Source organism: Pseudomonadota bacterium (genome assembly GCA_016927275.1).
Lineage (GTDB): Bacteria > UBA10199 > UBA10199 > 2-02-FULL-44-16 > JAAZCA01 > JAFGMW01.
Genome location: JAFGMW010000015.1, coordinates 1 through 14,342, shown reverse-complemented (window position 1 = coordinate 14,342; position 14,342 = coordinate 1). Strand labels below are relative to the sequence as shown.

Below are 14,342 nucleotides of genomic sequence, written 5' to 3'. Positions count from 1 at the left end.
CCGCGCCGAAGGGGCCGCACAGCTCCCTCCCCCTCCCGACTCGTTCGAATACACGAGGGAGGCGAAGGCGGCCGGCGTCATCACTCAGGACTCCTATCTCCCGCCTGCCGCTTGCCTCTGCCCGGAATACTCCGCGGCGAGATGCCCCCCTGCCTGCAGGCCCTACAGGGTGGCGATCCTTGGCGATTCTATAGCCGCGTCCTGCGACTTCCTCCTTCCCAGAATCATCCACGACAGGCTCGCCCCCCATGCGGTCGAGGTGTTTGCAAGCGGCAGGGTCGGCGACAGCGCCGGAAAGGTGATGGGGCTGGCCCCGCACCGCGGCTCAAGGCGCGACCTCCTCGAAGAGTATCTCAGGCGCGGCTGCGACGAGCTCGTCGTCGCGCTCGGGGTGAACGCGGTGGCGGACGGCAGAAAGGCGAACGAACTCGTCTCGGAGATCGCCTCCATGTGCGAGAGGGCGATGGACGCGGGGGTGTCCAGGATCGTGATCGTCGAGATCGCCCCGTGGGGCGGCCACGCCAGATGGACCCCCGAGAAGCAGGCCGAGACCCTGCGATACAACCGGATGCTCGGCGGGCTCGCCGCCATGCTCAACTTCGATTACACAGTTCGCGGATGCGAGACCGAGGTCGAGGTCGCGAGGATATACGAGGCGCTCGAGGACAGGCGGTCCCCGGGCCGGCTCCGATACCCGAGGAGGACCGGGGCACGGCTCGACCCCCTGCACCCCTCGGAGGCGGGCATCAGGGTGATGGCGGAGGAGATGCTGAGACAGGCCTATCGCAACATCCGTTGACCCTTGACCCCTCCCGCTCCACCTGCAATCCTGCCCCCCGATGCCCGCGACCCTCGTCACAGGACCGATAAATTCCGGCAAGACCTCGCTGGCCCTGAAGATCCTGGCCGGATGCGACCCGGGCCGCACCGGCATGGTCGTTGTCCCCGACCGGGCGACAGCGACCCTGCTCAGGCGCCGGTTCGCCGCGGGGCTTTCGGGCCCCTTGAAGGCGATGCGCGCCGACTCTATAGAGGACTGGGCCGGATTCGTGAGGAGGCTCGCCGCGCCGGCGCTCCCGGTCGCGACCAGGCAGCACTCCCTGCTCATCGTGCTCGGCCTCCTCGGGAAGATGCGCCTCTCCCATTTCGGAGCGGCCGCCCGCTCCTACTCCACCGCCGAATCGTTTGCCGGCACGATCCTCGCGCTCAAGGAGAACCTGGTCGGTCCCTCCGACCTCGCTGAGATCGTCTCAGGCACGGGCGAGACCTGCCTCAGGGAGAGGGATCTCATCCGCGTCTACGGTGAGTACGACAGGGAGCTCACAGGCAGGGGCCTCCTCGACGAGGGGGACCTCACCATGCTCGCGATAAGGGCCGCGATCGAAGGGGCGCCCGGGCTCTCGGGGATGGGGACGATCGTCTTCGACGAGTTCGCCATGCCGTCGCCGGCCCAGCTCGCGATGGTGCGCGCGCTCGCCGCGGGCAGAGAGGACGCAGAGATCACGATCACGTGCCCATCGGCCTCGTCCGACTCGGAGCGGCCGTTCGCGGACTGGCTGCGCCGCGCGCGGGACGCCTGGCTCTCCGCAGCGGACGGGGAGCAGCGCCTTGCGCCGGCTCCTGCGAAGGCACCCCGCGTCCGCGTGCTCAAGGCGGCGACGCCGGCGCAGGAGGCGCGCCACGCGGCACTCATCGTTCAGGGCGAAGGGCTGCGCGCCTCCGATTTCGTGGTCGCCGCGCGGGCGCAAGATTCGTTCCTCGAGTGGTTCTTGTCCGAGGCCCACTCCATGGATCTTTTGCCCGAGCACCCCACGCCCGACGGCGCCATGGGCTCGCCCCTGGCCCACGAGCTCCTGTCGCCCGATTCCGTCGGGCGCCTGCCGTCCCGCGCGACGCCCTCCGTGTTCGCGTCGCGCATGCGGGAGATGGCGGAGCTCCGAAGGAGGGCGAGGCCCTGGGTCGCGGCCCTCAGGGAACGGCGCGGCCGCGGGAGGGTCGCGGCGCGCAGCCTCGCGGCAGCCGGGATAATCGAGGAGTCGCTGGCCGCCCTCTCCGCCGCCGAGTGGGCAACGGGCGCGATCACGATCGGCCGCGAGCAGTTCGCGCAGCTTTTCCGTCACGATCTCGGCCTTCGCACCGCGCGCTCCACCATGCTGGAGTCGGTGCTGCCGTTCCGGCTCCACCCGCTCGGCCTGCCCCTCGCGCGCGAGGCCGGGGGCGTGATCGTGCCCCGCATGACAGAGGGATCGTTCCCGGCGCGTCCGGGCGAGACCCTCTTCTTCTCCGACTGGAGGGAGGAGGCGATCCGCAGGATATTCCCCGACGCGGAGGACATGCACGCGAGGGAGTCCTACGCCTTCGAGACCATGCTCGAAAAATGCACCGGCCGGATCACCCTCCTCTTCCCGGCGGTCGCAGACAGCGGCGGCCAGACCATCCCCTCCCCCTTCGTCGACCGGTTCATAGGCACCGGCGAAGCGCCCCGGCCGCTCGCCCCGTGCGTGCTGGGGGCCGGGCCCCGCGGCCGCAAGGGAGGCGAGACGGACAGGATCATCGAGGTGGAGCTCGCAAGGATCGCCGGAGAGGAACCGCGCGAGTCGAGGCACGGCAATCACATGGGGGTGCTCCGCTCCCGCGCCGCGCGGGAGGCGATGAGGGAGCGGTTCACCGCCGCTGAGTTCAGCCCCACCGCGCTCGAGAGATACGCCGAGTGCCCGTTCGCATTCTTCGCGCAGTACGCGCTTCGCGCGACCGAGCCGCCGGAGGAAACGCCCCAGATACGGCCCATGGACCGCGGAAGAGTCGTGCACGAGATACTGGCGAGATATTACCGGGATTCAAGACTCGTGAGCCGGAATCCGGGACCCGGGACCCGTGAGAGGGGACCGGGGATCGCCGGGAATCTTGAGAGGAGCGTCAGGAAGATCGCCGAGGCGGTGTGGACGGAACAAGGCGCGGGGCTCGAATACGTGAGCCCGGGCCTCAGGGAGCGGGAGATCGACGAGGCCGCCGGCATGGCGCTCATGGTGATCCGTGCGGAGGGGGAAGAGGCGCGCAGCATCTCCTCTCCCCTCTCGCCCTGCGAGTTCGAGTGGGAGTTCTCGATGGCGAAGGGCAACGCGCTCAGGATCGAGGTGAAGGGCCAGGGGCCGCTCTACATACGGGGACGGGTGGACCGCATCGATGCGGACCAAAAACGCAGGATGTTCCTCGTGATCGACTACAAGACCGGACGGGAGGAGCAGGTGTCCGGCCGCATAGAGAGCGGCTCGCACCTGCAGCTGCCGCTCTACATAAGGGCGGTCAAGGGCGCGCTCCTCGCCGACGCCGTGCCGCTCGGCGGGCTGCTCATGGAGATCAGGGAGGCGTCCTCGTCGGGCGACGGCAGAAAGACATGCGGCAAGACAAAGGGGCTGGTGCTGAAGGATTTCGAGGGGAAATGCTACAGGGTGGGCGGGGCCCACTCCAAGATGGACGGGGGGCGCATGGGTGCGCTCCTCCTCTCGGCCGAGCGCAAATCGGCCGAGTTCGCCTCCTCGATCAGGCAGGGGCTCTTCCCCGCCTCCGACGGGGCGGACTGCGAGCGGTGCGATTATGGCGATATCTGCAGGCACAGAACGGTTTCAGCCGACTGAGGCGCAGCGGGACGCGATGGAGTCCGTCTCGTCGTCGATGGCGGTTGACGCGGCCGCGGGCTCGGGAAAGACCGCGGTCCTGATACGCCGCATACTCACGATCGTGGGCTGCGACCCCGCGAGGCCGGGCAGCGGCGACTGGGCGCGGCTCTCCGGGGTGCTGGCCATCACCTTCACCGAGAAGGCGGCGGGCGAGATCAGGGCCAAGCTGCGCGCCTACGTCCCCTCGGCCGAGCGGTTCAGGCTGGACCAGGCGTTCATCGGCACCTTCCACTCGTTCTGCGCGAGGCTCCTGCGCCGCTTCGGCCCTTCCATCGGGCTCGATCCCTCCTTCGACCTGCTGGACGAAAACGCCGCGGAGCTGCTCGCGCAGAGCTGCGCGAGGGACACGCTGCTCGCCATGCTGGAGAGAAAGGACCCCGCGATCGCAGGGCTCGTCGAGGAGGTCGGGTTCGCGACCGCCGCGGGCGCGCTCGAGGAGCTCATGGAGTTCCGCTGGCACGCGGCCCGCGCGCTCTCGAACCGGGCCGGCGCGGAGGAGTGGGAGGTCGCGGCGCTCGATGCGCTCAGATCCGCATTCGAAGAGGCCTCGCGCGCCTACGGGGCAAGGCTCGCCGAGATGGGCTCCCTAGACTTCCAGGAGCTGGAGATCCGGGCCCTCGAGCTTTTGGGCAAGAGGCCGGTGGCCGCCGCGTGCAGGAGGCAGTTCGCGAACATCCTCGTGGACGAGTACCAGGACACCAACGACATCCAGACCGAGCTCGCGCTGGCCCTCTTCGACCCATCGGCAAACCGGCTGTTCATAGTGGGCGACGAGGCGCAGTCCATCTACCGCTTCCGAGGGGCAAACGTCTCCTGTTTCGCCAGGGTGCGGGAGGAGATCGCGGGGAGGTCCGGCCGCGCGGTGAGGCTCGCCCACAACTTCCGCTCCAGGCGATCCATAATATCGTTCGTCAACTCGGCGCAGCAGGTCCTTGCGGAGGGGCTCTTCGCCGACCCCTCCTCGCCCAGGCCGATGGAGCACACGATAGAGGACTCAATCGGCAGGCCATCGGTGATCGAGCTGGCCTTCCCCGGTGCCGACGACCTGCGGATCGCAACCCTGCGGGAGCGCGAGGCGCAGGCGATGGCCGGGATGATCAGGGAGAACGCCGACGCGGGCCTGTGGTCGTTCGGCGACGTGGCGCTCCTGTTCCGGGCGATGACCGAGTCCGGGACGTACGAGGCGGCGCTGCAGAGGATGCTCGTCCCGTGCGTCTCCGCCGGGGGGAGCGGATTTCTCGAGAGGCGCGAGGTCGCGGACCTGCTGGCCGCCGTCAGGTTCGCCTGCGACCCGAAGAACACGGCTGCGCTCCTCGCGCTCCTGCGTTCGCCCGCCGGAGGGCTCTCCGACGACGAGCTCGCCGTCATGGCCGGCCCCGACGGACGCGGCGTACCGTCGGCGGCTGCTGCGGACGGGCGCCTCTCGCTCATAAGCGAGCTGCCCTCCATGGCGACCCACATGAGGCCGTCCGAGATCATGCGCCGCGTGATAAACGAGGCGGGGCTGGAGCGGGTCTGGTCGCGGCTCGACCCCTCCGGCGCCGCGATCATGAACATGGACCGACTAGTGACGATCGCCCGCGACCTCGAGCGCGAGATGCCGACCACCATCCGCGAGTTCGACTCGTTCATGGCGAAGATGCGCAGCCGCGGGGCAAGGATGGGCGACCCGTCCCCGGGCGCGGAGACGGAGAACGCGGTGAGGCTGATGTCGGTCCACGCGGCGAAGGGGCTCGAGTTCCCGGTGGTCTTTTTGCCGGACCTGGCCAGGAGGCCGCCGGCGAGCAGGAAGCAATGGATATTCGCCCGCGGCGGGGCGGCCTCCGAGAGCGGCGTCGCCTTCAGAAAGAGAGACCCAAAGCGGCCTTTCGGGAGCAGGGTCAGGACGGAGCGCTTCGACAGGCTCGCCGGAGCGGAGGCTGAGGAGGAGGGGCGCGAGTCCAGAAGGCTCCTCTACGTCGCCATGACCCGCGCGATGGACACCCTGGTGCTGCCTGTGCACGATGGGGTCTCGGCAAAGGGATCATGGCACGATTGGGTCGGCTCGGTTCTCGCGGAGCACGGCGGGAGGAAGATATCTACTACGATCGCGGCGGGCCGCTGCGCCCACGCCGGGACCGACGGGGCCCTTTCGGCGCGCGTAATCGAGCACTCGCCCCCTGCCCTCGCCTCCCCGCGCAGCGCCGACTCGCACCTTTCCGTCTCCGCGCTCGACTCGTACAGCGTCTGCCCGATGCAGTACTACCTCAAGCACGTGCTCGGCCTCCCGGCGGCCGAGCTCCCGGGGGCCGATCGCGGCCCGATCGAGCCGGACGTGCACGGCTCCATCGTTCACGCGATGCTGGCTCGCGCGACGAACGACGCGCGGGAGCTTCGCGCCTCCGCGGTCGCCCTGTGCATTGCAAACGGCGTCGCGCCTGACGACAGGGCGATCGAGGGGCTGGTGAGGGACGCAGGGGCGGCGATCGAACTCGCAGGCGCCGCCTCCGTGGGGACAGGCTTCAGGGAGATGCCCTTTGAGATCGAGTTCGGGGGGAGCACCATCTCCGGCACCATAGACTGGCTGAGGCCCGCGGGCACAGGCTTCGAGGTCGTGGACTTCAAGACCGGCCCCACCGACAGGGCCCGGGCCGCCGAGAGCGCGCGGCACTGCGAGATCCAGATGCAGATCTACGCGCTGGCCGCGGAGGCGGTCACGGGCGCGCGGGTCTCGGCGACGCACCTCGTCTTCCCCTCGGCAGGCGTGAACCTCAGACAGGCGATGGACCCCGCGCGAAGGAAGGCGGCCGTGAAAGGCATCGAGGAGATACTGGCCGGGATCGGCGCGTGCGACTACTCTGTCCCGAAAGATCCGCCGTGCGGCGAGTGCATATACGGCAGAAACGGCATGTGCTGGGAAAAGCGGGCGAAGGGCGAAAGGTCCAGGGTGAAAGGAACGGCCGGAAAGCGATGCGCGAGGAGATCGAAAAAATAGTCGCGGCGGCGGCGGAGCCCGAGGCCGGGGCGCGCGAGATCGAGCGCTTCGAGGCCGCGTACGCCTCCGCCCGCGGCGCGCCGTTCGACTGGGTGCCCGACGGCGCTCGCCTCGTCGCGCGCATCTTCGGCAACAGCAGGGTGCTCGCCGGCCGCCTCGCGGAGAACCCGGCGTGGGCGGAGAAAATCGCGCTCTCGCCCTACTCCTCAAGGCGAAAGCCGATCGAGGTCATGCGAGGGGAGCTCGATGCCGCGCTCTCCTCCGCGGGCGGCGACGAGGCATCGTTCATCTGCGCGATCTGCGACTTCAAATACGGCGAGATGGTGCGCGTCGTGATGAGGGACCTGGCCGAGGCCGCCCCCGTCTCGGAGCTGCTCGCGGAGTGGAGCGACGTGGCCGATGCGATACTCGGGGCGGCCTGGGGCCGCTCGCAGGCGCTTATGATTGCGCGATCGGGAAAGCCGACGATGCCCTCCCCCGGGGGCGGGCAGGCGCCGTGCCGCGGCGTCGTGATAGCGCTCGGAAAGCTGGGCGGCCGTGAGCTCAACCTCAGCTCCGACGTGGACCTGATGATCATATACGAAACGGACGAGGGGGGCGCCTCATCCCCCTCGGGCGCGCGCACGACCAGCCACGAGTTCTACGTGAAGCTCGCCTCGACGTTCACGAGGCTCGTCTCGCGCGTGACCGAGCGCGGTTTCGGCTTCAGGGTGGACCACGAGCTCAGGCCCGAGGGCCCGCAGGGGCCGCTGGCCAACTCGCTCGACGCGGCGGAGAGATACTACGAGTACTTCGGCCAAGACTGGGAGAGGCAGGCGCTGATCAGGGCCCGGCCGGTCGCCGGGGACCTCGATCTCGGCGCCGCATTCGTGGAGGCGGTCCGGCCGTTCGTCTTTCGCCGTTCCATGTCGCTCGCCGACCTCGCCCACATGCGCAGGATGAAGCAGGCCATGGAGCGCCAGGCGGAGCGCTCGGGCCGCAGCGGCGACATCAAGCTCGGCCGCGGCGGCATACGCGAGGCGGAATTTCTGACCCAGGCGCTCTGCCTGCTCTTCGGCGGGTCGATCGAGTCGGTGCGCCGGGGAAACACCTTCGAGGCCATCGACGCGCTGGCCTCCGAGTCGATCGTGCACCCGTTCGGCGCGCGCACCCTCAGCGAGGCCTACTCGTTCCTGCGGAGGCTGGAGAACATGCTCCAGGCCGACGGGGATCGGCAGACACACACGCTCCCGGAAGACGAGCGCTCGCTCGCCGCCCTCGGGCGCAGGATGGGTTTCCGCGGAGAGGCCCCCTCGGCAACGCTCGACGCCGAGCTCTCCCGCCACCGCAAGGCAGTCTCCAGGCTCTTTTACGCCCTCTTCACCGCCGACTACGAGAGGCTGGAACTCATGGACGCCATACGGGACAACGCGGAGCGGGCCGGCAGCGAGGAGGAGGAGATCGAGTCGCTCGCGTGGTTCAGGGCCCAGGAGTCGAGGAGGGTTCAGGAGCTGGACCTCACGCGCGGGATGCCGCACAGGCGAGTGATGGAGAGGCTCACCATCGCGGCGGAGGCGGTGCTCGCCTGCGCCCTGGAGATCGCGACCAGGCACATGAGGGTGCGCTTCGGAAGGCCCAGGCTCGACGGCGGGCCCGGCGCCGGCTTCGCGATAGTGGGGCTGGGCTCTCTCGGCAGCCGCGAGCTGGACTACGGCTCGGACCTCGATCTCTGCTTCATCTACGAGGGCGGGGGCCGCACCGACGGCGACTCCCCGATCGCCAACGTCGAGTACTTCACGCGGCTGGCGCAGAGGATCATATCGATGATCTCGCTGCCGGGCCGCTACGGCCGGGCCTACTCGGTCGATTCGGAGCTGAGGCCCTCCGGGAGAGCCGGGACGCTGGTGGCGACGCTCGCCTCCTTCGTCGAATACCACAAGGGCCAGTCTCAGCTGTGGGAGCGCCGCTCGCTCATGAAGGCGCGCGCGATCGCCGGCGACGAGGAGTTCGCGGCGCGCGTCGGGCACTCGGTCGAGGATCTCGCGTTCGGCCTCGCCCCCCCGCCGGCGGACGCCCTCAGGGAGGAGATAGTCCGGCTGCGCAAAAGGGCCATCGACGAGCGGCCCCGGCCGAGGCCGGGCGCGTTCGATCTGAAGTCGGGCCGAGGGGGCCTGGCGGAGCTCGAGGCGGTGGTCCAGATGCACCAGATGCTGAGCGCGAATTCGAGCGAACGCCTTCACAGCCAGAACACCCTCGACGCGCTCGACGCGCTGCGGGCCGAGGGGGTCCTGCCCGGGGAACTCTGCGAGGGGCTCACGGAGCAGATCTCATTCCTGCGCAGGGTGGTCTCGCGCGTGAGGCTCTTCGCCGGCCGCTCCGCCGACTCGTTCTCGATCGACGATCCCGGGGCGGAGGCGGTCGCTGAGAGGATGGGCGCTGCCGGCGCCGTCGAGCTGGCCTCATGGCTCGACGATCGCATGAGATGGTCCGCCTCCGTCTTCGATTCTCAGATGGCGCCTTATGCGATCGACCGGTAGGGATGCGGCGATGCGCAGTTGACTTTGGGGGACCTATTACCTAGGTTTTGTGTTCAAAGGGGTGCCGCGATGCCTTTGGAAGCCTGCATATTCGATCTCGACGGCGTGGTCGTGGACACGGTCCCGCTGCACTTTCAGGCCTGGAAGCGGATGTTCAACGAATACGGCCACGAATTCACGTTCGACGACTACAAGCGGAAGGTGGACGGCATCCCGCGCTACGACGGCGCCCGCGCCATACTCACCGGCCTCTCCGAGAAAGACCTGAGGACCGCGGCCGACAAAAAGCAGCTCTACTTCAGGGAGCTTCTGGACGCGGCCGAGATACCGGTCTACGACACCACGATCGCGCTCATCGACTCGCTCATCTCCGCCGGCATCAAGGTGGCGGTGATCTCCTCCTCCAGGAACTGCCCGCACATACTCAAGAGGATCGGCCTCTACGACAGGCTCGGCGCCGTGATAAGCGGCGACGACATCGCGAAGGGGAAGCCCGACCCTGAGATATTCCTGGCGGCCGCTGAGAGGCTCGGGGCATCTCCCGAAAACTGCATAGCCTTCGAGGACGCGGTGCTGGGGGTCGAGGCGGCGAAGAACGGAAAGATGAAGTGCGTGGGCATAGACAGGTACGACAACCCCGGCAGGCTCGCGATGGCCGACGCAGTCATAGCCGACGCGGGCGAGACGTCGGTCGAGAGGCTCAGAGAGCTGATGCCCTGAAGGGAAGACGCAGGATGCAACGTCTCGAGGAGTTCAGAAAGCACTACCCGCCCGAACGGTGGATGATCCGCGAGGGATCCTGGGACCCCGGGCTCCAGAAGGTCCGGGAGACCCAGTTCGCGCAGGGCAACGGCCGGTTCTGCTGCAGGGGGGTGCTCGAGGAGATACCGTACGACTCCACGCCCGGCACATTCATAGCCGGTCTCTACGACCGGACCGGCGCCCAGATCACCGAGATAGTCAACTGCCCCAACCCGATAAATCTCAGGATAGACGCCTACGGCGAGAAGCTGGGGCTCATCTCGATGGACCACCTGCACCACGAGCGCGTCCTCGACCTGCGCCACGGAGTGCTCAGCCGCCAGACGGTCTTTCGGACCACCCACAAAAAGTGCATACTCTACCAGTCCCGCCGCTTCGTCAGCATGCACAACAGGCGCCTGGGTGTGATGGAGGTCCGAGTCACCCCGCTGGACGCGGCCATGACCCTCAACGTCCAGACCACGATCGACACGAGCGTCTCCAACAAGGGGGTGCTCACGGAGGGGCGCAAGATCCACTTCATGCCCCACGAGGTCGGCCAGGGCGACAACATATCGTACCTCTGCGTCCGCACCCTCGAGAGCGGCACGTTTGTCGCCTACGCGACATCCCTCGAGATATGCAGGGGCGAGCGCTGCAAAACAGTTTCGGAGAGGGCGCTCAGGCTCAGGGTCCACAAGGGCGAGACAATCACATTCCGCAAGTTCTTCACCATCCACACATCCAGGAGCGCAAAGCCGCACCAGCTCAAGCGCGAGACGATCGGGGACCTGAGGAGGGCGCGCAGGCGGGGGCTCAAGCGCCTCTTCGAGGACCACGCGAAGGCATGGGACCGCCTCTGGGGAGAGGCGAACGTGGAGATAGAGGGAGACCACGCGGCGGACCAGGCGCTCTGCTTCAACATCTATCACCTGATCATCGCGGGCAACGCCGAGGACGACGTCTCGATAGGAGCCAGGACCCTCTCCGGAGAGGCGTACCGCGGCCACATCTTCTGGGACGCGGAGCTCTTCGTGACCCCGTTCTTCATGTACGCCTTCCCCGAGACGGCCCGCGCCCAGCTCATGTACAGGTGCCGCAGGCTCGATGCGGCCCGCGCGATCGCGGCCTCCAAGGACTACCGCGGCGCCCTCTTTCCCTGGGAGTCGGCCGACACCGGCGAGGAGTGCACCCCGTCCTGGGCCAGGGACTTCGACGGCACGATAATCAGGATCACCACGCTCGATTACGAGCACCACATAGTCGCGGACATCGCCTTCGCAGTCGACCACTACTGCCGGGCGACCGGCGACTGGTCCTTCATGATGAGGTGCGGGCTGGAGCTCATCTTCGAGACCGCCCGGTTCTGGGCGTCGAGGGTGACCCTCAACAGAAAGAGGAACCGCTACGAGATCCACGACGCCATGGGGCCGGACGAGTTCCACGAACGCGTGAGCAACAGCGCGTTCACCAACACCATGGCCCGCTGGAACCTCCAGGCGGCCTGCGACAGGGCGAGGGAGGCGCTCGCCAGGGCGCCGGTCAAGACCAAAGCGCTCATGAGGAGGCTCGGGCTCACCGAGCGGGAGATCCGCTCATGGCACCGGATCGCCTCCAGGATCCACGTGCCGGGGAACGCGCGGCGAAAGCTGATCGAGCAGTTCGACGGGTACTTCAGGCTGCGCGACCCGCGGATCACGCAGCTCGACGAGCATTTCATGCCCGTCCTGCCCGCGTCCGCGGACTACAGGACGATATCAAAGACGCAGCTCATCAAGCAGGCGGACGTGGTGATGCTGCTCTTCCTCTTTCCAAACCGCTACAGCGCCGAGGAGAAGAGGCGGAACTATTACTATTACGAGCGCCGCACGCTCCACAAATCGTCGCTCTCCCCCGCCATACACTCGGCCGTGGGGCTGGAGGTGGGCGACGACGACAAGGCGGTCCACTACCTCGCGCACGCCCTCTCGACCGACCTCTCCAACATCCACGGCAACGCGGCCGAGGGGGTCCACGCCGCCTCCGCGGGGGGTACCTGGCAGGCGGTCATCATGGGCTTCGCCGGCATGAGGATACACCCGGACCACATCTCGTTCTCGCCCCGTCTGCCTCCCGGCTGGCGGGCGCTCAAGTTCGCGGTCCGCTTCATGGGCGCGAAGCTCAGGGTGTCGATCACCCACAGGAAGACCTCGATCCTCGTCGAGCGCCCCGCCGCCAGGGGCAGGGTCTTCGCCTCGGTCTACGGCGCGAAGAAGCAGCTGAAAAAGCACGCCTACGTGGATTTCCACCCCTCTTTGTCGAGGCGGGGCGGGAAATCCGCGCGCGCAAGGAGGAGCTCATGAAACAGGTGAAGGACATAATGAAGAAGAGGGCCGTATCGGTGAACGAGCACGACGACATACGCACCGTCTGCATGGCCCTGTCGAGGCACAAGGTGAGCGGACTGCCGGTGCTCGGCGCCTCGGGCAAGCTCGTGGGATTCGTGTCGGAGCGCGACATAATAAGCGCGGTCGCGAGACCCGGCTTCGACAGGGCGACCGCCAGGCACGTTATGACGAGGAGGGTGAAGACCATCTCCGACGATGCGCCGGTCACCAGCGCCTCGAAGATATTCTCCGAGGAGGATTACAGGCTACTGCCGGTGGTGCGGGACGGAAGACTCGTAGGCATGATAGGGCGCAAAGAGGTCGTTAATTTCATGATGGGCAACTACTACTAGGGAGTCATCCGAGGAGGGGGCATGGCCAGGAAGAGGCAGAGGCAGACGAAGACGAAGTCCGCAGGAAAGGGTGCGCCGGGGACCGGCGGCCCCCGGAAGGCTCATCTCAGCGTAGCGCAGGTCCACTGGGGCTTCCCGCCCATCATAGGGGGCGTCGAGACCCACCTGGCGACAATGCTGCCTGAGTTCAACAGGATGGGGCACAGGACAGCCCTGCTCACAGGGGCCTTCGAGGGTTGCAGGCAGGAATACGACTACCAGGGCACGCGCATCGTGCGAACGCCGCTCATGGACCTCAACTGGCTCTTCAAGCGCGGCCTCTCGGGCCTCGACGACGAGATAGCGGAGCTGTTCACCGGCTTCGTCGAGAGCGCGAGGCCCGACGTGATACACGCGCACAACATGCACTACTTCTCCAAGCCCCACGCCAAGGCGCTCAGCGAGGTCGCAAAGAAGAAGGGGCTGCCGCTCGTGCTCACCGCGCACAACGTATGGGACGAGGACCTCTACCTCGATCTCACCCGCGACGTCCCCTGGACGCACATCATCGCGGTCTCGCACTACATTCGCAGGGAGATCATCGGCATCGGCGTGGACCAGCGCAGGTGCACAACCATACACCACGGCATAGACCACAGGAAATTCAGCCACGACGCCGACACCCGCTCCATCTACGCCAAATACCCGCAGCTGAGGGGAAGGCGCCTGGTCTTCCACCCCGCGCGAATGGGGCTGGCAAAGGGCTGCGACGTCTCCATCAAGGCGTTCAACATCGTGCACCGCCGCTTCCCCGACGCGATGCTGGTGCTGGCCGGCACCAAGAACATCATCGACTGGGGCGCGACCCAGCAGAAGGACATCGCCTATTTCATAAGGCTGCTCAAGTTCTTCGGCCTGCAGAAGCACGTGCTGATAGACTCTTACGAGCTGGAGCAGATGCCGGGCCTCTACGCGGCGTCGGACGTGGTCCTCTACCCCTCCACCGCCATGGAGCCGTTCGGGCTCACTATGCTGGAGGCCATGGCCGCGAAGAAGCCCATCATCGTGACGAACGCGGGAGGCATGCCGGAGATAATACAGGACCAGATAAACGGCTTCGTGGTGCCGATCAAGAACTTCGAGGCCCTGGCCGGCAGGATCCTGCGCCTGTTGTCCGAGGAAGACCTCCGGACCGACATGGGCGAGACGGGGAGGGCGCTCGTGGAGCAGCGCTACACCAAGGAGATCATGAGCGAAAACCACGTGAATCTCTACCGGAAGCTCCTGTCCTGAAAAACCAAGGGGCCGGGGATCCCCTCCCCGGCCCTTTTTCCCCTGAGCCCTATACCCTGAGCCCTACGCCCTGACGTTCAGGCGCCGTATATCAACAACACTCCCAGGACCGAGAGGACGATGGCGCCGAACCTCTTCGTGCCCTCGGGCTTTCGCTCCCACCACTCCATAAACGCGTGATTGCGCGACTGGCCGAGAGCGAAGATGAGTATGCCGCTGATGACTATTACCCCGCCGATCACTCCCGGCATCCAGGGCAGCGCCGCCTGCTGCGCGGCCATGATGAGCAGCGCGCCGACGACGATCCTGATCACGCCTATGGCGTATATGCGCCTGCCCTGCTTCACGAAATCGAACAGCCTCGTCATCAGGGCCGGCACGGTGGCGAACACCACGCCCATGATTGCGAATATTATCCCTATGGTCTTGATCACGTACGGCAT

9 protein-coding genes are annotated in these 14,342 nt (G+C 67.2%); 8 read left to right on the top strand and 1 reads right to left on the bottom strand.

Features of this window, described 5'->3' with window-relative positions; genetic code table 11:
• From JXA24_00785 to JXA24_00750, 8 genes are all read left to right on the top strand, one after another.
• The coding region (locus JXA24_00785) for a hypothetical protein (protein ID MBN1282292.1) at positions 1-799 on the top strand (799 nt) is incomplete at its 5' end.
• Between the two features lie 40 nt (positions 800-839).
• Complete coding sequence (locus tag JXA24_00780) at positions 840-3,635, top strand: PD-(D/E)XK nuclease family protein (GenBank protein ID MBN1282291.1); 2,796 nt, start codon at positions 840-842, stop codon at positions 3,633-3,635.
• Complete coding sequence (locus JXA24_00775; GenBank protein MBN1282290.1) at positions 3,595-6,651, top strand: ATP-dependent helicase; 3,057 nt, start codon at positions 3,595-3,597, stop codon at positions 6,649-6,651. The genes JXA24_00780 and JXA24_00775 overlap by 41 nt, the downstream gene beginning before the upstream one ends.
• The gene (locus JXA24_00770) at positions 6,627-9,167 is read left to right on the top strand and encodes a hypothetical protein (GenBank protein ID MBN1282289.1); all 2,541 of its coding nucleotides are present in this window, start codon (positions 6,627-6,629) and stop codon (positions 9,165-9,167) included. The genes JXA24_00775 and JXA24_00770 overlap by 25 nt, the downstream gene beginning before the upstream one ends.
• 69 nt (positions 9,168-9,236) lie before the next feature.
• Complete coding sequence (locus JXA24_00765; protein MBN1282288.1) at positions 9,237-9,887, top strand: beta-phosphoglucomutase family hydrolase; 651 nt, start codon at positions 9,237-9,239, stop codon at positions 9,885-9,887.
• Positions 9,888-9,901: 14 nt separating this feature from the next.
• Positions 9,902-12,250 (top strand): glycoside hydrolase family 65 protein, encoded by a 2,349-nt coding sequence (locus tag JXA24_00760; GenBank protein MBN1282287.1) that lies wholly within the window; start codon positions 9,902-9,904, stop codon positions 12,248-12,250.
• The gene (locus tag JXA24_00755) at positions 12,247-12,627 is read left to right on the top strand and encodes a CBS domain-containing protein (protein MBN1282286.1); all 381 of its coding nucleotides are present in this window, start codon (positions 12,247-12,249) and stop codon (positions 12,625-12,627) included. The genes JXA24_00760 and JXA24_00755 overlap by 4 nt, the downstream gene beginning before the upstream one ends.
• A 21-nt stretch (positions 12,628-12,648) precedes the next feature.
• Entirely contained in the window at positions 12,649-13,899 is a 1,251-nt protein-coding gene (locus JXA24_00750; GenBank protein ID MBN1282285.1) for a glycosyltransferase family 4 protein, read from the top strand.
• Positions 13,900-13,976: 77 nt separating this feature from the next.
• Here JXA24_00750 and JXA24_00745 read toward each other — a convergent pair.
• The coding region (locus JXA24_00745; protein MBN1282284.1) for a hypothetical protein at positions 13,977-14,342 on the bottom strand (366 nt) is incomplete at its 5' end.